Here is a 22,385-nt window from a genome sequence, read left to right as displayed (position 1 = left end):
ACCGCTGGAATTGACGATGATCAATTCACGTCGGGCGACGGCGCATCCGGCAAAAGAAGAAGCCGTCGGTGTCCATGCTGGCGGGGCTGAGGGTTACGGTCTTGCCATCCGCCGAACGCGGCGTCGGTGCCGAGGCACCGAACAAACGTGTCCAGTCTTCCAGCACGGGCACGATCTCGAAGCTCGGATTGGCCTCGCAGAAAGCCTGAACCTGGCGGTCGTTTTCTTCCGGCAGCACCGAACAGGTGACATAGAGCAGCGAACCGCTTGTCCTCACGAAGGTCGAGGCCTCGGTGAGCGCTTCCTGTTGCTGGGCAATGCGCTCCTGCAGGTTACGGTCGGTCAGGCGCCACTTGGTATCGGGACGGCGCCTCCAGGTGCCGGTGCCGGTGCAGGGCGCATCGACGAGAACCTGATCGCAGCGCTCCTTGAGGCTCGCAAGCCCCTTGGTGCTGTCATGGACCTGGACATTGTGCGTGCCGGCGCGTTTCAGGCGCTCGATGATCGGCGCCAGCCGCTTGCGATCGGCGTCATAAGCGTGGACCTGGCCCTTGTTGTTCATGGCCGCCGCCATGGCGAGCGTCTTGCCGCCACCGCCGGCGCAGAAGTCGAGCACCTGGTCGCCCTCGCGCGGCGTCACCAGATCGGCAACGATTTGCGAACCCTCGTCCTGCACTTCGAACCAGCCCTTCTGGAAGCTGAGTTCGGCCGTGACATTCGGCAGACGGGACGGTCCTTCGCCGGCCGGCACGCGCATGCCGAAACGCGCGATCGGCGAGGCCTGGGCGCCGGAACGGTCGAGCGCCTTCAGCACCTTGTCGCGGTTGGCCTTCAGCGTGTTCACACGCAGATCGAGCGTCGGGCGCGTGGCGAGCGCCTTTGCTTCCGCCAGCCAGTCGTCGCCGAAGGCCTGTTCGAACGAGGGCTGCACCCAGTCGGGAATGTCACCCTGGACATGGAGTGGCGCGTCGGAGAGATCACGGCTGGCAAAGGCCTGGATCTGGCTTTCTGAAAGGGGCGCGGGGGCAAAGTTGTCGCCCTCGAGATCGGCCTGCAGGGCTTCGAGCTTCATGCCCCACTGCCGCAGCAGCACGGCCCAGCCGAGCGAGGCAGCGCTGTCATCATCCATCAGGAAGGCATGGGAAAGCTTCATGCGCAGCGCGTCGTAGACAATGTTGCCGATGGCCGCACGATCGCCGGAACCGGCGAAACGATGCGAAAGGCCCCAATCCTTGAGGGCATCGGCAACGGGTCGGCGACGGGTCTCGATATCGCTCAAGACTTCGATCGCACCGGCAAGACGGCCGCCCAGGCGCATGGTCATTCTCCTCTGAAAGAAGAGAGCGTGGTAACGGCGATCAGGGGCAAGAGCAAGCGCCTAAAACCCGACGGACCAATCGCCGCTCCCGAACTTGGGCTGTCTTAGCTGATGATCTCGTAGCAGACCTTGGCATGGCCGGAGCGGATCATGCCGATGTTCTGGGCAGCGGCCTTGGAGAGATCGAGCACGCGGCCACGGATGAAGGGACCACGATCGTTGATACGGACGACGACGCTCTTGCCGCTTCGCGAATTGGTGACCTTCACCTTGGTGCCGAAAGGCAGTGTCTTGTGGGCTGCGGTCATCTTGGCCGGGTTCATACGTTCACCGGAGGCAGTCTTCGAATGCAGGGCATACCAGGAGGCGCCACCGCACGAAGACTTCGCATTTGCACTGTGAGGCGCGAAAGCACAGAGTGCAGCAATAGTTGCAGCGGTGAAAATAGAGCGTCGGGTGATCGTCAAGTTATACATCCCTGGTCGTTGGAAAGAGTGGATTTTTCCGTTCCGACGTCAAAGCAGGGTCAAAAATGGCAAAAAAGTGCCACGATGCGATCACGAAAAGTTACAAGTTGTAACATTCGTGATGATGCTCAAATGAATCTTTACCTTAACGAAATATGAAAATTGCAGAAAAATCGTTTGATTCCAAGAGTCTTTCGGGAATGAAAAACTTCCTGGAGCGCCGCCTAAGGCATTCACGGAATCACTGAAGAAAAATTTTGCTCATCCGTCATATTTGCTGCCCAAATTGTGGTGCGAACGGGGCCGGACACCCGTCTGTGCAGGCTTTCTGGCGCTCGGAGCGCAAAGTTTGACCCCGTGAAACGCGGTTTTACCCCCGTTGGTTCCATGTGCCGGAGCCAAGTAGATCCACCAGAGACTCATGGTAATTCGGGTGCCGAAAGTTGAATCCGAGCGACTTGATCTTGGCGTTCGAAACGCGCTTGTTCTCGCCGTAGAAGGAGCGCGCCATGGGCGTAAGATCGGCAGTCTCGAAGGGCTGTTCCGGCGGCGCTTCCATGTTCATCAGCCGGGCGGCTTCAGTCACCACGTCCTGCGGCGGGGAGGGGAGGTCGTCGGTCACATTGAAGATCCCGCCCGTCTTCGGCCCGCCGAGGAAAGCCGTCGCCGACGCGATGTCCTCCACCCGGATCCGGTTGAACACCTGGTCCTTCTTCACCAGCCGACGGGCCGTGCCATTGGCGAGATTGATGAAGGTGTTGCGACCGGGGCCATAAATGCCGGAGAGACGCAGGATCGCGAGCGGCAGACCGTCCCGTGCGGCGACCACCTGCCAGGCCTGCTCGGCCTCCACCCGCTCCACCGACCGGACCGAGACAGGCTTCAGTTCCGTCTCTTCGTTCACCCACGCGCCATGATGATCGCCATAGACACCGACGGTCGAAAGATAGGCGATCCATTCGAGCTTTGGCATCAGGGCCTTGATGCCGGCATCGCCGCAGAGCCGGATCAGCGGGTCACCTTCGCTGCCGGGCGCGATAGATTGGACCAGATGGGTCGTCTCGGCGAGCTCGGCAAGAAGGGGCTCCGACAGGCTCGCACCATCGAAGACGAAGGGCCGGATGCCCGCGTCCTCAAGCGCCTTGCCCTTCTCGGCGCTGCGTGTCGTCCCGGCGACGGAGGCGCCCTGCTCGTGCAACAATTTGCCGATCGCCTTGCCTGAATATCCTGCTCCGAAAATCATCACACGCATGCGTCAGCTCTCCGTCATCCATTCCTGTTGGACATTCTCGTCCGCTTCCACAGCCAATTGCCGGCTCCTCAGTTCTTTGAAGCGCCCCGCCGGCAAAAGCCGCGACAGCGCCCAGACGGCCATGCCGCGCACATCCGCCGAGGCATCCGAGAGAAGTGTCTCACAGGCGGGCACCAGATCCTGTGAACCGGAATTGCCGGCCGCGATCAGCACATTGCGCACGAAACGGTCCCGCCCGATCCGCTTGACCGGTGATCCGCTGAAATAGGTGCGAAAGGTCGAATCGTCGAGCGTCAGGAAAAAGGCGATGTCGGGTGCCTTCAGGTCCTCGCGCGCCACGAGCTTCATCTCACGGGCCGAAGCCGCGAACTTGTTCCACGGGCAGGCCGCAAGACAGTCGTCGCAGCCATAGATGCGGTTGCCGAATGCGGGGCGCAGCGCCCGGTCGATCGGCCCCTTGTGCTCGATCGTCAGATAGGAAATGCAGCGCCGCGCATCGATCTGGTAGGGCGCCGGGAAGGCATCCGTCGGGCAGGAGTCGAGACAGGCGCGGCAGGAGCCGCAATGGTCGCGCTCGGGTGTGTCGATTTCGAGTTCGGCCGTGGTGAAGAGACTTCCCAGGAACAACCAAGAGCCGAAGTCGCGGCTGACGAGATTGGTGTGTTTGCCCTGCCAGCCAAGCCCGGCAGCCGCAGCAAGCGGCTTTTCCATCACGGGCGCGGTATCAACGAAGACTTTCACGTCAGCCCCCGCCCGCGCGGCGAACCGCGTCGCCACTTCCTTCAGCCTGCCCTTGATGACGTCGTGATAGTCGCGGTTGCGGGCATAGACGGAGATCGCAGCCTTCTCAGGCTCGGCCTGCAGAAGTCGCGGGTCCTCGTCCGGGCCGTAATTCATCCCGAACATCACGATGGAGCGGACATCGGACCAAAGGACGCGCGGATCGGCGCGGCGCTCCTTGGTCTCTTCCATCCAGGCCATGGTGCCGTGGCGACCGGCCTCAAGGAAGCTCTCAAGCCGGGCGGGTGCTTCGGGAATGGCATCCGGCAGCGTGATGCGACAGACATCGAAGCCCTGAGCGCCCGCTTCCTGGCGCAGAAACCGCGTGAGGTCTGTTCGCCGCTTCCGGATCTTGGGATCGATCTGCGGCTCGTCCATGACAGTAACCGTCAGAAGTCGAGGTCGGCGTAATGCGAAACCGGCGTGATGCCGCGCACGCGCTCGGTGAGCAGCGGCCGGAATGACGGCCGCGACTTGATGCGCTGATACCATTCCTTGGCGACCGGATACTCGTTCCAGTCGATTTCGCCGAGATAGTCGAGCACGGAAACAGCCGCTGCCGCCGAGAGATCGGCGTAGCTGATGCGGTCACCTGCGAGCCACTGGCGCGAGCCGGAAAGCCAGGTCAGGTACTTCATGTGATGGCGGATGTTGGAGCGCGCCGTACGCAGAACCTTGGAATCGGGAGCGCCGCCACCGAGGCCATTCGGAATGATCAGCTTGTGCACGCGCTCGCGCACCAGCGGCTTGGTCACGTCCTGCTCCATCTTCTGCAGGAACCACTCCGTCAGCCGGCGGATCTCGGCGCGCTGGAACGGATCTTCCGCGAAGAGCCGGCGGTCGCGTTTCAATACGCCATGGGTCTCGTCGATGAATTCCGAGATGATGAAGGGGCCGCAAAGCGCCCGCATATTGTCATCGACATAGACAGGCAGCGTACCAGCGGGATTGAAGGCGAGGAACTCCTTGCGCTTCTCCCAGGTCTGCTCCTCCACCAGATCCGTCTGGAAGCCGTATTCGGCCAGGACCAGACGAATGAAACGGGACGCGGTGGACATCGTGTGATGGTACAGGGTCGGCATCGGAACTCGAATTCTCGGATTTTTCAGTGGCCGGAACACAGGCTGTCGAAGCGGCTGGTCATGACGGCGGCTTCCAAGCTATAGGGTTTCGGCCCCGGCAATACAAGCAATTCACTTTGCCTTCCCCTAGAAGGAGACCTCATGGAAGATCAATCCATTATCAGCGCGCTCGTGCTCGGCGTAATCGAGGGCCTGACGGAGTTCGTGCCGGTGTCCTCCACCGCGCATGTGCTGCTTGCCGGCCAATTCCTCGGCTTCGAATCGCCGGGCAACACCTTTGCCGTTCTGATCCAGCTCGGCGCGATCCTGGCGATCCTCAGCGTCTATTTCGCTAAGCTGCTTGGCATTGCGCTCTCGCTGCCCACCAGCGCTGAAAGCCGACGCTTCGTCGGTGCGGTCCTTCTGGGTTTCCTGCCGGCGGCCGTGATCGGCTTTCTGGCGCATGATTTCATCAAGACCGTTCTTTTTGAAACACCGATGCTGATCTGCGTTGTCCTGATCTTGGGCGGCTTTGTCCTTCTCTGGATCGATCGCCTGCCGCTGAAGCCCCGGTATCACGACGTCACCGAATATCCGCTGTCACTCGCCTTGAAAATCGGGTTTTGCCAATGCGTGGCGATGATCCCCGGCACGTCGCGCTCGGGCGCCACGATCGTCGGCGCGTTGCTGCTCGGCGCCGACAAGCGTTCGGCGGCCGAGTTTTCCTTCTTCCTCGCCATGCCGACCATGCTCGGCGCATTCACATTGGATCTCTACAAGAACCGGAATGCGATCACGGCAGACGATGGCCTGATCATCGCGATCGGCTTCGTGGCTGCCTTCGTCTCGGCGCTCTTCGTGGTGCGGGGGCTTTTGAATTTTGTTTCGAAACGGGGCTACGCACCCTTTGCCTGGTGGCGCATCGCCGTCGGCTTGGCCGGCCTTGTCGGACTTCTCGTCTTCGGCTGAAGTCGACAAATCTCAGACAACAAAAAAGGCCGCCCATTGGGCGGCCTTTTGTTTCCGGAAAATCAGTTGGTCAAGGGAATGGCAGACGTCGCGCAGGGGTCGATGCCATAGGCAGGCGAGCAATTGTCCTTGCGTGCGGCCACCGTGGTCGGTGCGACGAAGGAGCCGGCGATGATGACCAGTGCCGCACATGCGAAGAACAGTGCGATAGGCTTGCCCATGAAGTGCCTCTTGAAACTGACTGATATGAAGCGCCGGCAAATGTTTCGGGCCGGCCGTTGGGGCCAGTCTTTACGCATCACCACGACCGCCATCAATAGGCGATCTTGCTTTATCCGCGGTTAACGCAGGTCTTTGTTTAGCTGCGTCTTTTGTGCAACGTCGAGACGTCCCGGAAGCGGCTTCAGCCAGCCATCAGGCTGCCTTGCCGGACCCCGTGTACTGGCCATGCACGCGGTACTGCACGAGATAGGTCGGCAGGATCGAAGCCATGGTCACCGGCTGGATGCCGAGGCCTTCGAGCGTGCGTCCTTCTGCTTTCGCCGCAGCCGACACGACATTGTCCTTCTTGAGCAGCTTGACCTGGTCGCTGGTGAGCGGCGGCGTGATCAGCGGCACGGCCGAGGCGATGCTGCCGATCAGCGAGGCGATGCCGAAGGGCAGGGTGACGAGCGGACGCTTGCGGCCGACGATCTCGAGCATCATTTCCAGACACTGCCTGAAGGTCGCGACGTCCTGGCCGCCGAGTTCGTAGGTCTTGCCTCGGGTGATCGTGCCATCGACGGCGCGTGCCACGACTTCTGCGACGTCGCCGACATAGACCGGCTGGAACTTCGTCTTGCCGCCGCCGACCAGCGGCAGGACCGGGGCGATACGGGCCATGGCAGCAAACTTGTTGAAGAAGCCGTCCTCCGGGCCGAACACGATCGACGGGCGAAGGATGATGGCGTCAGGCAGGATCGACTGTACGGCGGCTTCGGCACGCCCCTTGGTGGCGGCATATACCGAGTCCGACTTCGCATCCGCGCCGATCGCTGAGATATGCGTCAAGGTCGCGCCGACCGAGCGGGCAGCTTCCGCAACAGCGCGTGCGCCAAAATCCTGCACGGCATCGAAGCCGTTACGACCGCTCTCGAACAGGATGCCGACGCAGTTGACAACATGGTCGGCGCCCTGGACGGCGGCATCGACGGACGCGCGGTAGCGCAGGTTCGCCTGGACGAAGGAAATCTGGCCGACATTGCCGAGGGGCTGCAAGAAGCCGGCGAGATCCGGGCGGCGGACGGCGACCCGGATGCGGTAGCCGCGACGTGCGAGCGCTCTGACCACATGCCGTCCGACGAAGCCCGAGCCCCCGAAGACGGTGACGAGCGGCGGAAGGTTGGACAAGGTCATGGACGGCTCCCCTGAACTGTATGGGCGCACACGATATGCGCGATCTGGCCTCTCTTAGCCGAATCGTCTGGCCGGGGAAAGGGCCGTCAAGGCCGCATCCGAAGGACATTCGGCCTCAGGCAAGGGGGAGGTTCAAACGCCCTCGACGACCACCATCTCGGCATCGGCCACTTCCTGGCGGATCTTCGCGGCGATCTGGTATTCCGGCGAGTTGTAGCAATCGACGGCGGCCTGATGCGAGGGGAACTCGATCACCACGTTGCGGGTCCGGACCTGGCCTTCCAGTTGGGTATAGGCACCGCCACGGGCGAGGAAGGTCGCACCATACTTTTCGAAGGCAGGCTTGGCTGCCGCGACATAGTCCTTGTAGCGCTCGGGATCCCGGATATCCACGCGTGCGATCCAATAGCCCTTGGCCATGTCTTCCTCCCGGTTTGTCGAATGTTACAGCTGTTTGGCCAGTGCCTCGTCCATCTCGGCGAGGATGGCGAGTGCGGCAGCCTTCGGATCGTCGGCCTTGACGATCGGGCGCGCCACGACGAGATGGCTGGAGCCGGCCGCAATCGCATCCGACGGCGTCATGACGCGCTTCTGGTCGCCCTTGTCGGCGCCGGCCGGCCGGATGCCAGGGGTCACGATCGCCATTTTCGGCCCGACGATGCCGCGCACGGCAGATGCCTCTTCGGCCGAGCAGACGACACCGCCCATGCCGACGATGCGGGCCTGTTCAGCGCGCTTCAGGACGAGCGTATGCGGATCATATTCATAGCCGGCATCGGTCAGGTCCTGCTCATCCATGGAGGTGAGCACGGTGACGCCGAGCAGGCAGAGACCGGAGCCCTCTGCCGCCTTGACGGCCGCTGCCATGGCCTTCGGATAGGCATGCAGCGTCAGCATGGTCATGCCCATGCGCGCGATGTTCTCGACTGCAGACGCCACCGTGTTGTCGATGTCGAGCAGCTTCATGTCGAGGAAGACCTGCTTGCCCTCTTTGGCGAGGTCGCGGGCGAATTCGAGCCCGCCGGCAAAGGCGAGCTGATAACCGATCTTGTAGAAGGAGATACTGTCGCCGAGCGTTGAGACGACGCGCTCCGCTTCCTGGACTGTCGGAACATCCAGTCCGACGATGAGACGATGACGTGCGCTCACGGTTAAAACTCCTGCCAGATCTCCATGGCCGTCCAGTCGCATGAGACGCGCCGGTCTGCAAGGGAGAAGCAGAAAAGATTGCCGCCGCCCCCAGGTTGATCCTGGTTCCGCGAGATCGGGAGGCCGGACAAATGGCATTTGAGTAGGGTGCCGACCCCACCATGGCCGACAAAGGCGATCGGTCGTGTGGGATCATGGGATCCGAGGATCCGCGTCACTGCGCCGACAATGCGCGCCTGCGCATCTGCCGCACGCTCCCAGCCATGATAGCTTTCCCGCGGATGGGCGAAGAACCAGTCGGCGGCTTTCTCGAAGTCGGGCGGGGCGAGGAAACCGGTCGCCGAGCGATCGTTTTCGTGTGTGGAGGGCTCGATCTCGATCTGGAGGCCGGCGGCGGAAGCGAGGATCTCCGCTATCTCGATCGCCTTGCGCTCTCCGCTGCTAACGATCCGAGACAGCTGCCGCACCCAGGGCCGCGCGGCGCAGGCTTCTGCCCGTGCCCGCCCGACGGCCGACAAGCCCCAGTCGGGGACAGGGACTTCCGGATCGATCTGCACCTGCGGGTGTGTGATGTAGAGGCCGAACATCGGCTGGGCGCTCAAGCCTTGCGGTAGATCCAGAGCTGCGCCGGCGGGATGTTACGCACGACGAAGTCGAAATGCTGGATGTGGTAGCGGTCCGGTTTGGCGATGATCGGGGAGACGGGGCCGTAGGTGATCTGCACCACCGGGCGCCCCTCAGGGATGCGCGAAAGCAGGTCTTCGAGCAGGCGGATGCGCGCTTCCATCGGGAAGCTCAGCATGGGAACGGCGCAGATGACGCAATCGAAGGTCTGGTCCGAAAAACGACCCAGGGTGTTTTCGAGATCGAAGGCGTCGCCATGGACGAAGTTGACGCCGGCATAGTCCTCGACGAGGCGGCGATAGAAGTCTTCCGAATACTCTACCGAGACGATCTTCTCGGGCGCGACGCCGCGCGCCAGGATCTGCTTGGTGATCACGCCGGTTCCGGGACCGAGCTCAAGAACGGGCAGGCCCGACTTGACGTCGATGACGCTCGCCATGCGCTTGGCGGTGATAGAGGATGTCGGCACGATCGCGCCGACGGTCTTGGGACCCTGCATCATGCCCTTGAAGAAACGGATTTCCTCGTCGAATTTCTTCTCGAACCGTTCCTTCAGTCGAATGGCCATGATCGTCCCTCTTCTTGTTGCTGCTCGATTGCTGCGAGCCGATTGCGACAATTTTGGGCCAGCCTGTCGCAAACGCAAGAGAGAATGACGCTGGCGGGCCAAATACCCGCCAGAAAGTTTTGAACGCGCTAAACGCGCATCGGCATCAGGACATAGAGCGCGTCGGCGCCGGCGGTGTCGCGAATGAGCGTCGGAGACCCGGCATCGGCGAGCAGGAAGATCGCGTCCTCGCCCGACAGCTGTGCCGTGATATCGAGGAGATATTTGGCGTTGAAGCCGATCTCCATCGCGTCGCTTTCATACCCGACGGCGACTTCCTCGGTCGCACTGCCGGAGTCCGGATTGTTCACGGTGAGCATCAGCTGGCCGTCGGCGAGCGCCAGCTTCACGGCGCGGCCACGCTCAGACGAGATCGTCGAAACACGGTCGACGGCGCGCGCAAACGTCTGGCAATCGACCCGCATTTCCTTGTCGTTCGCCTGCGGAATGACGCGCTGATAATCCGGGAAGGTGCCGTCGATCAGCTTGGAGGTCAGAACGACCGAGCCGATGGAGAGGCGGATCTTGGAATCGGAAATCTCGATGCCGATGATCAGCTCCGGATTGTCGATCAACTTCTGCAGCTCGCCGACCGTCTTGCGCGGAATGATGATGCCCGGCATGCCTTCCGAACCCGAGGGCGCATCGACATCGGCGCGGGCCAGACGGTGGCCGTCGGTCGCGACCGCACGCAGCTTCAGCGCACCGCCGGCTTCGATCGTGTGCAGGAAAATGCCGTTCAGATAATAGCGGGTCTCTTCGGTCGAGATCGCGAACTGGGTGCGATCGATCAGCATCTTGAAGTCCGATGCCTTCATCTTGAAGGAATGGGTGAAGCTGCCGGCCGTCAGGTCCGGGAAGTCCGATTGTGGCAGGCACTGCAACGAGAATTTCGAGCGGCCCGAGGCGACGGTCATCGTACCGCCATCCGGATTGGTGGCGAGGAGAACCTCGGAACCATCCGGCAGCTTGCGCACGATTTCATAGAGCAGGTGCGCCGGAACAGTGGTCGCGCCGGCCTGCTCGACCATGGCGGCCGTGCTCTCGGTGATCTCGAGGTCGAGGTCCGTCGCCTTCATGTCGAGTGCGGCACCTTCGGCTTTCAGCAGCACGTTCGACAGGATCGGGATCGTGTTGCGACGCTCGACCACGCGGTGCACGTGGTTGAGAGACTTGAGGAGATTGGACCGTTCAAGAGTTATACGCATGGGATGCTACCGCTTTCGACGTGTCGTCTTCCGGAGTTCCGGATCGGAATAAGGGGCCGGGCAGTCCGCGGGCCGGACGATGTGGACGGGCAAAATGGCAGCAAAAGTGCGGGAAAAGCAAGAGGCTCCAAGGTTTTCCACGCCCGTCCCCAGCAGAGCTTGTCGGAATGGTTTATGGCGGCGACGCCCTTGCCGCGAGCATGGGGGTGGAGGATAAAGGCCGCATGACAACAGAAGAGAAAAATGCGCCGGTCATCGCGACTTCGAAGCGCTATCGCCTCAACGACACGCTGATTGCTGCCCGGCCGCTGGAACCCGCGCTCTATCTCGTGGCGACACCGATCGGCAATCTCGGCGACATCACGATCCGCGCGCTGGAAACGCTCGCCGGTGCCGATGTGCTCGCCTGCGAGGACACGCGCGTCACCCGCGTCCTTCTCGATCGCTACGGCATCGAGAATCGCTCTTACGCCTACCATGAATACAATGCCGATGAAGCCGGTGCCCGGCTGCTTGCGGCCCTCGATACCGGCAAGTCCGTGGCGCTGGTCTCCGATGCCGGCACGCCGCTGGTCTCCGACCCGGGTTATCGCCTCGGCCAACTCGCCATCGAGGCCGGCCACCGTGTCGTGCCGATCCCCGGCGCATCGGCCCCGCTCGCCGCTCTCGTCGGCTCGGGCCTGCCGAACGACGCCTTTCTCTTTGCCGGCTTCCTGCCGACCAAGGACAAGGCGAAACGTGACCGACTGCGTGAGCTCGCCAAGGTGCCGGCAACGCTCATCTTCTTCGAGTCGCCTCATCGTATCTGCGATACGCTTGTCGCGGCAGCCGATGAGCTCGGGGTCGACAGGCCGGCCTCCGTTTGCCGCGAACTGACCAAGACCTTCGAGGAGTTCCGCCGAGGACCACTGGGTGATCTGGCCGAGGCCTATGCCGACAAGACGGTGAAGGGCGAAATCGTCCTGGTCATCGGCCCGCCGGCCCCCGATGCCGCCCCGGATGCTGCCGACGTCGACAGCCTGCTCGCCGAACTCTCCGGCACCATGCCGACCGCCAAGGCGGCGACCGAGGCGGCCAAGCTCACGGGCCTGCCGCGCAAGGAGCTCTACCAGCGTCTTCTGGAGCTGAAGGGGGCTGCATGAAGCCCAAGGGCGCGGATCGAAAACGCATCCGCGCCGAGAGGCTGGGCCGCTGGTCGGAGTATCGTGCGGCGCTCGCGCTACTCCTCAAGGGCTACCGAATCGTGGCCCTCCGCTACAAGACGAAGGCCGGCGAAGTGGACATCATCGCCCGCCGCGGCGATCTCGTCATTTTCGTCGAAGTGAAAGCCCGCAAGGATCTGCGCGCAGGCGTCGATGCTGTCGGCTATGCAGCCGAACGGCGCATCGCCAATGCCGCAGACCATTGGCTGCGTAGGCAATCCGATGCAACACGCCTGTCACTTCGCCATGATATCATGGTGGTGCAGCCATGGCGCTGGCCAACCCATTTCGAGAGTGCATTTTAGCTTCGTTTCACCTTCGACCTAGAGAGAGTGAAACCTTCGTTTTGTGACAGCCCTGACACAAAACTTTCAAGTCGCTGTCACGGAGCGCGCCTAATGGAGCCCTCACCGCAACAACCGGTGGAGAGGATCTATCCCATGATCAAGAAGATTTCCCTGGCCGCTCTGGCCCTGACCATGACCGCATCGACGACGCTTGCCGCGACCAACATCACCTGGTGGCACGGCATGGGCGGCCGCAACGGCGAAGTGATCAACGAGATTGCCCAGAAGTTCAACGCTGCCCAGGCCGAATGCGTCCTGACGCCTGTCTCCAAGGGCTCCTATGAAGAAGCTCTGTCGTCCGGCATCGCCGCCTTCCGTTCGGGCGAGCAGCCGAACATCCTGCAGGTCTTCGACGCAGGTGCCGCCACCATCATCAATGCCAAGGGCGCGACCATTCCTGCCGAAGACCTCCTGAAGGACAACGGCTTCGAATTCAATCGCGAAGCCTTCATCGAGGGCGTGCGCTACTTCTACGCTGACTCGGACGGCAAGTTCGTCGGCATGCCGTTCAACTCCTCGGCGCCGATCATGTACATCAACGATGAGGCCCTGACGAAGGCCGGCGTCGAAGCACCGAAGACCTGGGAAGAGTTTGAGGCGATCGCCCCGAAGCTCAAGGAAGCCGGCTTCATTCCGCTCGTCCAGTCGCAGCTCACCTGGCAGTTCACCGAGAACTTCTTCTCGCGCAACAACATCCAGTTCGCCTCCAACAACAACGGCTATGACAGCATCGTCGACACGACGATCAACGTCACCGACGAAAACCACGTCATGATGTATGACAAGCTGAAGGCTTGGTACGATCAGGGCCTGTTCGGTTATTACGGCGCTGCCTGGAACGACAACCAGAAGGTCTTCGAAGAAGGCAAGGCTGCCCTCTGGATCGGTTCCTCGGGCTCCTTCGGCGGCCTGCAGACGACGGCCACCATGCCTTTCTCGGCAACCTTCCTGCCTTACTGGAACTCGATCGAAGGCGCTGGCGTCCACTCCTTCATCGGCGGCGCTGCCCTCTTCGCAATGGCCGGCAAATCGGCTGAAGAAAACAAGTGCTCGGCCTCCTTCTTCAACTTCCTGACCTCGACCGAAGTCCAGAAGTTCTACCACCAGGCCACCGGTTATGTCGCGATCACCAGTGCGGCTTATGAACTGTCGAAGTCGGAAGGCTACTACAACGAAAAGCCGGCTGCCGAAGTCGGCATCCAGCAGCTGCAGCTGCCGACAGCCGAGTGGAACAAGGGCTATCGCCTTGGCTTCTACCCGCAGATCCGTGCGGTGATGGAGCGCGAATACAACCGCCTCTTCGCCGGCGAGACGACGGCAAAGGACGCCATGGAAACGATCAAGAAGGAAGCCGACGAGCTTCTCGCCCGCTTCGCCAAGACGGCTGGCTGATCATTTCTGAAACTTGATTGGGACCCGGGGGCGGCAAGCCCCCGGGACTTGCATTGAGAGGGCTCCATGAAGCGCGTCCAGTTCAACTCGCGATACCTGCCGTATCTGTTCCTGCTGCCGCAGTTCGCGATCATTTCGATTTTCTTCTATTGGCCCTCGATGCAGGCGATCACCTCGTCCTTCTATATCGAAGACCCCTTCGGTTTCGGCTCGACATTCGTCGGCGCTGACAATTACACGGATGCGCTCACTTCGCCGGAATATCAGCGGATCGCCCGCTTCACGATCGGCTACAGCCTGATCGTCACTTTCCTGGCCTTGTCGATCGGCATGCTGCTGGCGCTCAAGGCAGATGCGGTGATCCGCGGCAAGTCGGCCTACAAGACGCTGTTGATCGTCGTCTATGCCATCGCCCCGCCGGTTGCCGGCCTGATCGGCATGATGATCTTCGACCAGCATATCGGCCCCTTCGTCAAGCTGGCTGCGCTGTTCGGCTGGGAGATGAAGGTCGGTCTCAACTATTTCGACACGGCCTTCGCCATGGTCGCGGTCGCGGTCTGGAACCAGATACCGTACAACTTCATCTTCATCCTCTCCGGCCTGCAGGGCATTCCGGCCTCGATCCGCGAGGCGGCCGCCATCGACTGCAAGTCGGGCACGCGCCGCTTCTGGACGGTCATCCTGCCGCTGCTCACCCCGACGGCCTTCTTCCTGCTGGTCATCAACATGACCTATTCGCTCTTCGACACCTTCGGCGTCATCGACGTCATCGTGAAGGACAAGGCGGCCAACAACCCGATCACGCTGGTCTACAAGGTCTATCTCGACGGCTTCCGCGGCAACGACCTCGGTTCGTCCTCGGCCCAGTCTGTCATCCTGATGCTGGTCGTTCTGGTCCTGACCATGATCCAGTTCCGCTTCATCGAACGCCGCGTCCATTACGGTTGAGGAGAGCGCCATGTACCGCACCAAATTCTTCGATCATCTGATCCTGATCGCGGGCGTGATCTTCATGCTCGGGCCGCTGGTCGTCGCCTTCACCACCTCGACCCATTCGGCCGCCGAGATCCATACCAACGGCCTGATGCTGTCGATTGGTGACGATTTCGCCAAGACCTATGACAAGGTCCTGTTCAAGTCCGGCGGCTTCACCGGCCAGGTGACCGGTCTCACCATGGCGATGAACTCGTTGATCCTCGGCCTCGGCTTCGCGATCGGCAAGATCGTGCTCTCGATGCTCGCGGCTTACGCCATCGTCTATTTCCGCTTCCGCTTTGCGACGCTCGCCTTCTGGCTGATCTTCACCACACTGCTCCTGCCGCTCGAAGTGCGCATCATGCCGACCTACAAGGTCATGAGCGAACTCTCGCTGTTGAACAGCTATCAGGGCCTGATCCTGCCGCTCCTGGCGTCGGCGACCGGCACCTTCTTCTTCCGCCAGTTCTTCAAGTCGGTCCCGGACGAATTGCTGGAGGCCGCCCGCATCGATGGCGCCGGCCCCTTCAAGTTCTTCATCGATATCCTGCTGCCGCTCTCGCGGACCATGATCGCCGCCGTCTTCATCATCATGTTCGTCTATGGCTGGAACCAGTATCTCTGGCCCATGCTGATGACGACAGACGAGGGCTTCTACACCCTGATGCGCGGCATCAAGCAGATCCTGCAGGTCTGGGTCGGCTCGCAGATCCCCGATTACAACGAAGCCTTTGCCATGGCCGTGCTCGCACTGCTGCCCCCCGTCATCGTGGTGGTGGTGTTCCAGAGCTGGTTCATCAAGGGCCTCACCGAAACCGACAAGTAAAGAGAGGAGCGCAACATGGCTTCCATCGATATCAACGAGGTCTGCAAGATCTACGACCAGGGCGGCGCCAAGGCCGTCGATACCGTCGACATCCAGATCGAGGACGGCGAGTTCATCGTGCTCGTCGGTCCCTCCGGCTGCGGCAAGTCCACGCTTCTGCGCATGGTCGCCGGGCTGGAGGAGATCTCGCAAGGCACGATCTCGATCGGCGACCGCGTCGTCAACGAGGTGGAGCCGGCCGACCGCGACATCGCCATGGTCTTCCAGAACTACGCGCTTTATCCGCACATGACGGTCTACGACAATCTGGCCTATGGCTTGAAGAACCGCGGCACGCCGAAGACGGAAATCGCCGCCCGCGTGGCGGAAGCCGCCAAGATGCTGGAGATCGAGAAATATCTCGATCGCAAGCCGCGTGCTCTTTCGGGCGGCCAGCGCCAGCGCGTCGCCATGGGCCGCGCGATCGTGCGCAAGCCCGCCGTCTTTCTCTTCGACGAGCCGCTGTCGAACCTCGACGCCAAGCTCCGCGTCACCATGCGCGGCGAAATCCGCAAGCTGCAGAAGCGGCTGAAGACGACCGCGATCTATGTTACGCACGACCAGCTGGAGGCCATGACGCTCGCCGATCGCCTCGTGGTCCTGAACGGCGGCCGGATCGAGCAGATCGGCACACCGCTCGAAGTCTACAACCGTCCCGCCTCCACATTCGTTGCGAGCTTCATCGGCTCTCCGGCCATGAACCTCGTTCACGGGCGGATCGAAGGATCGGAACTCACCATTGGAGACGAGCGTATTGCCTTGAACGGTACCTGGCCGCAGGGCGAGGTTCGTGTCGGCATGAGGGCAGAGGATCTGCTACTCGCAAGCGAGGACGAAGCGATGTTCGATCTCGCCATCGACTATGTGGAGGAACTCGGCGCCCAGCGGCTCGTGCATGGTCTGGTCGGAGATCAACAGGTCACTGCAGTGCTCGGCTCGAGCCTCCCGCTGAGTGACCGCCTGCCCTTGCGGATCGCAACGGACAGGCTACATTTCTTCGCAGCCGATACCGGCCAGCGCCTGGTGCCGGGTTCGCGCGACGCGATCTCGACGACTGCGGCAGCCGAACGTAGTCCCGCATTTGCCTGAACCGATCGCGCGCATTTTAGCGATCGGGATCACGTGACCTTAGGAGCTTGCTGCTAGCGTCCCCTGCGATTTGAGTGGGGGACGAACATGGCTTTGAAGCTTCTTGTTGCGGGAATGGCGAGCGCGGCACTGATGGTGCCGTATCGCCGCGTTGACGACCATCCACCCGTGATCGCCGCCAGCGGCGACAATCTGGCGCTGAAGGCGGCGCCGATCAATCCGGACTGGATCATCCGAGGCACGCCGCTCGCCCGCATCGGCGAACATTCGCAAAGCACCGACGAGGCGAGCCTGACAGCCGTCTGGGACTGCACCGCCGGAGAGTTTCGCTGGTTTTTCGTCTGGGACGAGACGGTGGTGATCCAGGAAGGCGAGGTGCATGTCACCGGCGAGGACGGAAGCCAGCGACTGTTGAAGGCCGGCGACATCGCCTATTTCCGCCAGGGCACCTGGTCGACCTGGCGCGTCGACAACTACGTCCGCAAGGTTGCTTTCCTGCGCAAACAATTCCCGGAGCCGCTGGCGACGCTCTACCGGATCCGCAATGCGCTCAGGCGCGGCAAATATTCCGCACTTTGACCTGAAGCGACCTTCAGCAAAATTGAGGCCGCGCGGCGTTGCTATCCCCCGTCGCACGGCCTAAATCTCCGGTACTTTCGAACGGGGACAATCCATATGGCGAAGATCACCAATGTCGCGGTCCAGATGGACCACGTATCCACGATCAACATCGCGGGCGACTCGACCTTCGCCATGAGCCTGGAGGCCCAGGCGCGCGGCTACAAGCTCTTCCACTACACGCCCGACCGGCTCTCCATGCGCGACGGCCATGTCTATGCGACCGTGGAACCCATGGAACTGCGCGACATCAAAGGCGACCATTTCACCCTCGGCGCGCCCGAGCGTGTGGATCTCTCGACCATGGATGTAATCCTGCTGCGCCAGGACCCGCCCTTCGACATGGCCTATATCACCGCCACCCATCTTCTCGAGCGCATTCACCCGAAGACGCTCGTCGTCAACGACCCGGCCTGGGTGCGCAATTCGCCGGAAAAGATCTTCGTCACGGAATTCGCCGACCTGATGCCGCCGACGCTGATCACAAGAGATCCGGCCGAGATCGCCCGGTTCCGGGAAGAGCAGGGCGATATCATCCTGAAGCCGCTTTACGGCAATGGCGGCGCTGGCGTCTTCCACTCGACCCGCGACGACCGCAACTTTTCCTCGCTGATGGAGATGTTCGGTCAGATGTTCCGCGAACCCTTCATCGCGCAGGGGTACCTGCCGGCCGTGCGCAAGGGCGACAAGCGCATCATCCTCGTCGATGGCGAGCCCGTCGGCGCGATCAACCGCGTCCCCGCCGAACACGACGCCCGCTCCAACATGCATGCCGGCGGAAAGCCGGAGCCGACCGAACTGACGGCACGCGAGCGGGAAATCTGCGCGCGCATCGGCCCAGCGCTTCGCGAACGCGGCTTCCTGCTCGTCGGCATCGATGTGATCGGCGACTACATGACCGAGATCAACGTCACCTCGCCGACCGGATTGCGGGAAGTGAAGAAGTTCGGCGGCGCCGATATCGCGGCCCTCCTTTGGGATGCGATCGAACGCAAGCGCGCCTAACCGACTGAATCCCTTCTGGAAGTTCCCGGCTTGTTCCGACAGCGCAACACGGTGCAACCGTGCACCTATCTGAAGATTCGGATGTTCCGCAAATGTTCTTGCGCTTTTGATCGCCTTATGCGAGATTGTTCCCGTCGCCACACGCAATATGAAGTTGCATTGGCGACTTCAGGTCGATCGGCGAGGGCGGGCAATGGTGGCGCGTATCAGTACGGTGGCATTCCAGGGCATTGAAGGCGTGCCCGTCGAGGTTCAGGTCATGGTCGCTCCGGGTAAGACCGGCATGCAGATCGTCGGTCTGCCCGACAAGGCGGTCGCCGAGAGCCGCGAACGTGTCCAGGCGGCGCTGCACGCCTCAGGCCTCGCCCTGCCGGCCAAGCGGGTGACCGTTAATCTGGCGCCGGCTGATTTGCCCAAGGAAGGTTCGCATTTCGATCTGCCCATCGCGCTTGGCCTCATGGCGGCTCTTGGCGCGATCCCGGGCGATGCCCTGTCTGGCTATCTGGTCATCGGCGAGCTCAATCTCGATGGCACCATCGCGCCGATCGCAGGTGCCCTGCCGGCAGCGATCAGCGCCAACGCCATGGACAAGGGGCTGATCTGCCCCGGCGACAGCGGCGCGGAAGCCGCCTGGGCCGGCAGCGAAATCGACATCCTCGCTCCGCGCAGCCTGATCGCGCTGGCCAACCATTTTCGCGGAACGCAGGTGCTCTCCCGGCCGGAACCCTCGGTGCGGGCCCCCGCCGCCAATCTGCCGGACCTTGCCGACATCAAGGGACAGGAAAGCGCCAAGCGGGCGCTGGAGGTGGCGGCAGCCGGCGGTCATAATCTGCTCTTTGTTGGCCCGCCGGGTTCGGGCAAGTCGATGCTCGCAGCGCGACTGCCCTCCATCCTTCCGCCACTGTCGCCCACTGAACTTCTCGAAGTGTCGATGATCCATTCCATTGCGGGCCAGCTCTCGGGCGGCAAGCTCTCCGACCGCCGGCCATTCCGCACACCCCACCACTCGGCCACCATGGCGGCCTTGGTCGGTGGGGGGCTGAGGGCGAAGCCGGGGGAAGCTTCGCTTGCCCATCACGGCATCCTCTTCCTCGACGAGCTGCCGGAATTCTCGCCGCCCGTGCTCAATGCCCTGCGCCAGCCGCTCGAGAGCGGTGAATGCATCATCGCGCGCGCAAACCACCGTGTTGCGTATCCCTCCCATTTCCAGCTGGTGGCGGCGATGAACCCCTGCCGCTGCGGCATGGCGGGCGAGCCCGGCCATGTCTGCGCCCGCGGCTTGCGTTGCCAGACCGAATACCAGGGCCGGATCTCCGGGCCTCTGATGGACCGGATCGACATCCGGATCGACGTCCCCGCGGTTTCCGCAACCGATCTCATTCGCCCTCGAACCGCCGAGAGCAGCGCCGAGGTCGCCAAACGCGTCGCTGCCGCCCGCGCCCGCCAACGGGACCGTTTCGAGAGACTCGGCCTCCCATTCAGCACCAATGCCCGATGCTCGACGGCGCTGATCGAGACCCTGGCCGAACCGGATGCCTCTGGGCTGCAGCTCTTGCGCGATGCGGCCGACAAGTTCCGCTTTTCGGCGCGCGGATACCACAGGGTCTTGAAGGTGGCCCGGACGTTGGCCGACCTGGACGGCGCCGAAATCCTGGGGCGCATCCACCTGGCCGAGGCCATCTCCTACCGCATCGCGTCCGAGAGGCTCGCGGCGGCAGCATGATATCGGAGACGGGGAGGGCGGCGCGAGATCCTCAATGCTCGGCAGTTGGCTCTTCTGTCGGGCGCAACATGTCGACCGGCAGTGTCATGCGGATCATCGCTCCCGTTTCCGGATAGGTCATCTCCGTCTGTCCGCGCACGCCGGCGATCACGCGCTTCATCAGGGTGGAGCCAAAGCCGCCCGCGCCGGCAAGCGGCGGGGTGGGTACTGGCCCGCCGCTTTCGCGCCAGATGACGACCAATTGCTCGCCGGTATCCGCAGACGCCTCGATCGACCAGTTGAGGGCGACATGACCGCCCGGAACACTGAGAGCGCCGTATTTCGCGGCATTGGTTCCAAGCTCGTGCAGGATCAGGCTCAGCACGACGACGGTCTGGCCGCCAATCGGGACGCGCGGGCCGTCGGACGAAAAGCGGGCCGTGCCGACGATGGCGAAGGGTTCGAGCGCCCGGAAGACGACACTCTGCAGCGAGGCGTCCTCGCCTTCGCGCAGGCCCCGCAACAAGAGGTTGGAGCGGCCGAGCGCGGTCAGCCGGTCGCGCAGTCGGGCGGCGAGTTCATCCGCGCTGGAGGCATTCTTGAGGGAGAGGCTGATGATCGCATTGATGGTGGCGAAGATATTCTTGAGCCGATGGTCGAGTTCCTGCGCCATGACCTCCTGCTGCTCGGCGAGCCGCTGGATTTCCTCGCGGGTGTTAATCTCCTGACGATAGGCCCGCGTGATCAGATAGACCAGGGTCAGGTCGGTCGCGACCACGAAGAGATAGAGCCCCATGGCAAGCAGGGTTCCGATGGTGAAGTCGAAACGGCCCGGGCTGATGAAGAAGTACCAGGCCGACAAGCCGGAAAGGACCGCGACGAGAAGGCCTTGGCGCAGTCCGAAGACAAAGCCGCAGATGATCACGGCCGGGAAGAATGTCAGGAAGGGAAAGCCGGCCGGCAGAACGGGATCGAACCAGGCCCGGATGGCAAGGGCAATGGCGAAGACCATGATGCTCGCCACATAGGTGCCGATCCGGCCGCTGGGTGAAAGCGGCTCTTGCACGGAGGCGAAGGCAGGGAGGCGATGGAGAAATGCGCGCATGAGCCCCCGGAGATGCACTGAAGAAAATGCAGTCGACTTGTCGAGCGGCAATCTAGCCGGGGAAGCTATCCGCCGCAATCCTGACGGGAGCGCCAGACGGATGCCAGCGCTCCCTCAGATGGTTTATTCGCCGAGGCCGGCGAATAGTGCGGTCGAAAGATAGCGTTCGGCAAACGACGGGATGATCACGACGATCGTCTTCCCGGCATTTTCTTCCCGCTGGCCGAGCTTGATTGCGGCAGCGAGTGCTGCACCCGAGGAGATGCCGACCGGAACGCCTTCGAGCCGAGCCACGAGCCGTGCGTTTTCGAAGGCTTCGTCATTGGTCACTGTGATCACTTCGTCATAGACACCGGTGTCGAGGATGGCTGGCGCAAATCCCGCGCCGATCCCCTGGATCTTGTGCGGTCCGGGATTGCCGCCGGACAGAACCGGGCTGTCGGCCGGCTCCACCGCAATGATCTTCACGCCGGGTTTGCGGCTCTTCAGCACCTGGCCGGTACCGGTGATCGTGCCGCCCGTGCCGATGCCGGACACGAGAAAGTCGATCGTGCCCTCGGTGTCGTTCCAGATTTCCTCGGCCGTTGTCTTGCGATGGATTTCCGGATTGGCCGGGTTCTCGAACTGCTGCGGTATGACCGCGTCCGGCGTCGTTTCCGCCAGTTCCTGGGCCTTGGCGATCGCGCCCTTCATGCCCTTGGCGCCCTCAGTCAGCACGAGTTCAGCTCCAAGAAGCGCCAGCATCTTGCGCCGCTCGATCGACATGGTCTCGGGCATGGTCAGGATCAGGCGATAGCCCTTGGCAGCGGCTGCGAAGGCGAGCGCGATGCCGGTATTGCCCGAAGTCGGCTCGATCAGGATAGTCTTCCCGGCCACGATCTTGCCCTGGGCTTCCAGGCTTTCGATCATCGCCACGCCAATCCGGTCCTTGACCGAAGCGATCGGGTTGAAGAATTCGAGCTTGGCCAGCAGATGCGCCTTCACACCCTTTTCCTTGGCAAGTTTGTCGAGGCGCACGATCGGGGTATCGCCGATCGTCTCGGTGATCGAGCCGTAGACGCGTCCGCGACCGGGTTTCTTTTGCTCAGTCATGTGTTTCTCCCTTATGATTTGTTTGGGCGAGCTTACGCCCGGCGTCCGGTGCATTCCAGCATAGCCATGCCGCGGCGAGCAGCATCCTTGGAAAAATCTGTTCCGCCGCCGGCTCGTTCTTGACCACTCAGAAGAAAAGCGCCCGCGGCCGGATTGTTGCATG

At 62.3% G+C, this 22,385-nt stretch carries 24 protein-coding genes; 10 read left to right on the top strand and 14 right to left on the bottom strand.

Going from position 1 to position 22,385, the window contains the following annotated elements; all coding sequences use genetic code 11:
• Positions 1-25: 25 nt before the first annotated feature.
• The 5 genes from E9677_RS04825 to E9677_RS04805 form a co-directional block, all read right to left on the bottom strand.
• Positions 26-1,318, bottom strand: coding sequence for an RsmB/NOP family class I SAM-dependent RNA methyltransferase (locus tag E9677_RS04825; protein ID WP_136556919.1), 1,293 nt, complete (start codon positions 1,316-1,318; stop codon positions 26-28).
• Between the two features lie 104 nt (positions 1,319-1,422).
• Complete coding sequence (locus tag E9677_RS04820; protein WP_136556918.1) at positions 1,423-1,794, bottom strand: septal ring lytic transglycosylase RlpA family protein; 372 nt, start codon at positions 1,792-1,794, stop codon at positions 1,423-1,425.
• 361 nt (positions 1,795-2,155) lie between these two features.
• Positions 2,156-3,037, bottom strand: a complete 882-nt coding sequence (locus E9677_RS04815; RefSeq protein ID WP_136556917.1) for an SDR family oxidoreductase — start codon at positions 3,035-3,037, stop codon at positions 2,156-2,158.
• Between the two features lie 3 nt (positions 3,038-3,040).
• The gene (gene queG, locus E9677_RS04810; protein ID WP_136556916.1) at positions 3,041-4,195 is read right to left on the bottom strand and encodes a tRNA epoxyqueuosine(34) reductase QueG; all 1,155 of its coding nucleotides are present in this window, start codon (positions 4,193-4,195) and stop codon (positions 3,041-3,043) included.
• Between the two features lie 11 nt (positions 4,196-4,206).
• On the bottom strand, positions 4,207-4,899 hold the full coding sequence (locus tag E9677_RS04805; RefSeq protein ID WP_136556915.1) for a glutathione S-transferase family protein: 693 nt from the start codon (positions 4,897-4,899) through the stop codon (positions 4,207-4,209).
• A gap of 141 nt (positions 4,900-5,040) precedes the next feature.
• Between E9677_RS04805 and E9677_RS04800 the strand changes: the two genes are divergently transcribed.
• A complete protein-coding gene (locus E9677_RS04800) occupies positions 5,041-5,847 on the top strand; it encodes an undecaprenyl-diphosphate phosphatase (RefSeq protein ID WP_136556914.1) in 807 nt (268 codons plus the stop codon).
• Positions 5,848-5,909: 62 nt separating this feature from the next.
• Here the strand turns inward: E9677_RS04800 and E9677_RS25120 are convergent, their stop codons facing one another.
• The 7 genes from E9677_RS25120 to dnaN form a co-directional block, all read right to left on the bottom strand.
• The gene (locus E9677_RS25120; protein ID WP_168801114.1) at positions 5,910-6,068 is read right to left on the bottom strand and encodes a hypothetical protein; all 159 of its coding nucleotides are present in this window, start codon (positions 6,066-6,068) and stop codon (positions 5,910-5,912) included.
• A gap of 193 nt (positions 6,069-6,261) precedes the next feature.
• Positions 6,262-7,242, bottom strand: a complete 981-nt coding sequence (locus E9677_RS04795) for a complex I NDUFA9 subunit family protein (RefSeq protein WP_136556913.1) — start codon at positions 7,240-7,242, stop codon at positions 6,262-6,264.
• A 132-nt stretch (positions 7,243-7,374) separates the two neighbouring features.
• Positions 7,375-7,662, bottom strand: coding sequence for a DUF1330 domain-containing protein (locus E9677_RS04790; RefSeq protein ID WP_136556912.1), 288 nt, complete (start codon positions 7,660-7,662; stop codon positions 7,375-7,377).
• Positions 7,663-7,686: 24 nt separating this feature from the next.
• Positions 7,687-8,391 carry an orotidine-5'-phosphate decarboxylase gene (pyrF, locus tag E9677_RS04785; protein ID WP_168801113.1) on the bottom strand — a complete coding sequence of 235 codons (705 nt, stop codon included), beginning with the start codon at positions 8,389-8,391 and terminating at the stop codon, positions 7,687-7,689.
• A gap of 2 nt (positions 8,392-8,393) precedes the next feature.
• Positions 8,394-8,978, bottom strand: coding sequence for a histidine phosphatase family protein (locus E9677_RS04780; protein ID WP_136557198.1), 585 nt, complete (start codon positions 8,976-8,978; stop codon positions 8,394-8,396).
• 11 nt (positions 8,979-8,989) lie between these two features.
• A complete protein-coding gene (gene pmtA, locus E9677_RS04775; RefSeq protein WP_136556910.1) occupies positions 8,990-9,583 on the bottom strand; it encodes a phospholipid N-methyltransferase PmtA in 594 nt (197 codons plus the stop codon).
• A 128-nt stretch (positions 9,584-9,711) separates the two neighbouring features.
• Positions 9,712-10,830 (bottom strand): DNA polymerase III subunit beta, encoded by a 1,119-nt coding sequence (dnaN, locus tag E9677_RS04770; RefSeq protein ID WP_136556909.1) that lies wholly within the window; start codon positions 10,828-10,830, stop codon positions 9,712-9,714.
• A 224-nt stretch (positions 10,831-11,054) separates the two neighbouring features.
• Here dnaN and rsmI point away from each other — a divergent pair, with 224 nt between their 5' ends.
• From rsmI to E9677_RS04725, 9 genes are all read left to right on the top strand, one after another.
• Positions 11,055-11,972: a 16S rRNA (cytidine(1402)-2'-O)-methyltransferase gene (rsmI, locus tag E9677_RS04765; protein WP_136556908.1), complete on the top strand. Its 918-nt coding sequence runs from the start codon at positions 11,055-11,057 to the stop codon at positions 11,970-11,972.
• The gene (locus E9677_RS04760) at positions 11,969-12,337 is read left to right on the top strand and encodes a YraN family protein (protein ID WP_136556907.1); all 369 of its coding nucleotides are present in this window, start codon (positions 11,969-11,971) and stop codon (positions 12,335-12,337) included. The genes rsmI and E9677_RS04760 overlap by 4 nt, the downstream gene beginning before the upstream one ends.
• 135 nt (positions 12,338-12,472) lie before the next feature.
• The gene (locus E9677_RS04755; RefSeq protein WP_136556906.1) at positions 12,473-13,771 is read left to right on the top strand and encodes an extracellular solute-binding protein; all 1,299 of its coding nucleotides are present in this window, start codon (positions 12,473-12,475) and stop codon (positions 13,769-13,771) included.
• Positions 13,772-13,837: 66 nt separating this feature from the next.
• Entirely contained in the window at positions 13,838-14,719 is an 882-nt protein-coding gene (locus E9677_RS04750) for an ABC transporter permease subunit (protein ID WP_136556905.1), read from the top strand.
• 10 nt (positions 14,720-14,729) lie between these two features.
• A complete protein-coding gene (gene ugpE, locus E9677_RS04745) occupies positions 14,730-15,572 on the top strand; it encodes a sn-glycerol-3-phosphate ABC transporter permease UgpE (protein ID WP_136556904.1) in 843 nt (280 codons plus the stop codon).
• Between the two features lie 15 nt (positions 15,573-15,587).
• Entirely contained in the window at positions 15,588-16,700 is a 1,113-nt protein-coding gene (locus E9677_RS04740; protein ID WP_136556903.1) for a sn-glycerol-3-phosphate import ATP-binding protein UgpC, read from the top strand.
• Between the two features lie 87 nt (positions 16,701-16,787).
• Positions 16,788-17,279 carry a cupin domain-containing protein gene (locus tag E9677_RS04735; protein ID WP_136556902.1) on the top strand — a complete coding sequence of 164 codons (492 nt, stop codon included), beginning with the start codon at positions 16,788-16,790 and terminating at the stop codon, positions 17,277-17,279.
• A 96-nt stretch (positions 17,280-17,375) separates the two neighbouring features.
• Entirely contained in the window at positions 17,376-18,323 is a 948-nt protein-coding gene (gene gshB, locus E9677_RS04730) for a glutathione synthase (RefSeq protein WP_136556901.1), read from the top strand.
• A 193-nt stretch (positions 18,324-18,516) separates the two neighbouring features.
• Positions 18,517-20,046, top strand: a complete 1,530-nt coding sequence (locus E9677_RS04725) for a YifB family Mg chelatase-like AAA ATPase (RefSeq protein WP_136556900.1) — start codon at positions 18,517-18,519, stop codon at positions 20,044-20,046.
• 31 nt (positions 20,047-20,077) lie between these two features.
• Here E9677_RS04725 and E9677_RS04720 read toward each other — a convergent pair whose 3' ends face one another.
• Together E9677_RS04720 and cysK are read right to left on the bottom strand one after the other, a co-directional pair.
• Complete coding sequence (locus tag E9677_RS04720; RefSeq protein ID WP_136556899.1) at positions 20,078-21,130, bottom strand: HWE histidine kinase domain-containing protein; 1,053 nt, start codon at positions 21,128-21,130, stop codon at positions 20,078-20,080.
• Positions 21,131-21,253: 123 nt separating this feature from the next.
• Positions 21,254-22,222, bottom strand: coding sequence for a cysteine synthase A (gene cysK, locus E9677_RS04715; protein WP_136556898.1), 969 nt, complete (start codon positions 22,220-22,222; stop codon positions 21,254-21,256).
• Positions 22,223-22,385 lie beyond the last annotated feature (163 nt).

The organism is Peteryoungia rhizophila (assembly GCF_004912145.1).
GTDB classification, from domain to species: domain Bacteria; phylum Pseudomonadota; class Alphaproteobacteria; order Rhizobiales; family Rhizobiaceae; genus Allorhizobium; species Allorhizobium rhizophilum.
This window is presented reverse-complemented; position numbering and strand designations above follow the sequence as displayed.

Coding starts and splice junctions, on each gene's coding strand:
- E9677_RS04755 (WP_136556906.1), top strand. CDS start 12,473: ATGATCAAGAAGATTTCCCTGGCCGCTCTGGCCCTGACCATGACCGCA.
- E9677_RS04760 (WP_136556907.1), top strand. CDS start 11,969: ATGAAGCCCAAGGGCGCGGATCGAAAACGCATCCGCGCCGAGAGGCTG.
- E9677_RS04740 (WP_136556903.1), top strand. CDS start 15,588: ATGGCTTCCATCGATATCAACGAGGTCTGCAAGATCTACGACCAGGGC.
- E9677_RS04800 (WP_136556914.1), top strand. CDS start 5,041: ATGGAAGATCAATCCATTATCAGCGCGCTCGTGCTCGGCGTAATCGAG.
- gshB (WP_136556901.1), top strand. CDS start 17,376: ATGGCGAAGATCACCAATGTCGCGGTCCAGATGGACCACGTATCCACG.
- E9677_RS04825 (WP_136556919.1), bottom strand. CDS start 1,318: ATGCGCCTGGGCGGCCGTCTTGCCGGTGCGATCGAAGTCTTGAGCGAT.
- cysK (WP_136556898.1), bottom strand. CDS start 22,222: ATGACTGAGCAAAAGAAACCCGGTCGCGGACGCGTCTACGGCTCGATC.
- pmtA (WP_136556910.1), bottom strand. CDS start 9,583: ATGGCCATTCGACTGAAGGAACGGTTCGAGAAGAAATTCGACGAGGAA.
- E9677_RS04720 (WP_136556899.1), bottom strand. CDS start 21,130: ATGCGCGCATTTCTCCATCGCCTCCCTGCCTTCGCCTCCGTGCAAGAG.
- E9677_RS25120 (WP_168801114.1), bottom strand. CDS start 6,068: ATGGGCAAGCCTATCGCACTGTTCTTCGCATGTGCGGCACTGGTCATC.
- E9677_RS04780 (WP_136557198.1), bottom strand. CDS start 8,978: ATGTTCGGCCTCTACATCACACACCCGCAGGTGCAGATCGATCCGGAA.
- E9677_RS04805 (WP_136556915.1), bottom strand. CDS start 4,899: ATGCCGACCCTGTACCATCACACGATGTCCACCGCGTCCCGTTTCATT.
- E9677_RS04820 (WP_136556918.1), bottom strand. CDS start 1,794: ATGTATAACTTGACGATCACCCGACGCTCTATTTTCACCGCTGCAACT.
- E9677_RS04750 (WP_136556905.1), top strand. CDS start 13,838: ATGAAGCGCGTCCAGTTCAACTCGCGATACCTGCCGTATCTGTTCCTG.
- dnaN (WP_136556909.1), bottom strand. CDS start 10,830: ATGCGTATAACTCTTGAACGGTCCAATCTCCTCAAGTCTCTCAACCAC.
- rsmI (WP_136556908.1), top strand. CDS start 11,055: ATGACAACAGAAGAGAAAAATGCGCCGGTCATCGCGACTTCGAAGCGC.
- ugpE (WP_136556904.1), top strand. CDS start 14,730: ATGTACCGCACCAAATTCTTCGATCATCTGATCCTGATCGCGGGCGTG.
- E9677_RS04815 (WP_136556917.1), bottom strand. CDS start 3,037: ATGCGTGTGATGATTTTCGGAGCAGGATATTCAGGCAAGGCGATCGGC.
- E9677_RS04790 (WP_136556912.1), bottom strand. CDS start 7,662: ATGGCCAAGGGCTATTGGATCGCACGCGTGGATATCCGGGATCCCGAG.
- E9677_RS04795 (WP_136556913.1), bottom strand. CDS start 7,242: ATGACCTTGTCCAACCTTCCGCCGCTCGTCACCGTCTTCGGGGGCTCG.
- E9677_RS04725 (WP_136556900.1), top strand. CDS start 18,517: ATGGTGGCGCGTATCAGTACGGTGGCATTCCAGGGCATTGAAGGCGTG.
- E9677_RS04735 (WP_136556902.1), top strand. CDS start 16,788: ATGGCTTTGAAGCTTCTTGTTGCGGGAATGGCGAGCGCGGCACTGATG.
- queG (WP_136556916.1), bottom strand. CDS start 4,195: ATGGACGAGCCGCAGATCGATCCCAAGATCCGGAAGCGGCGAACAGAC.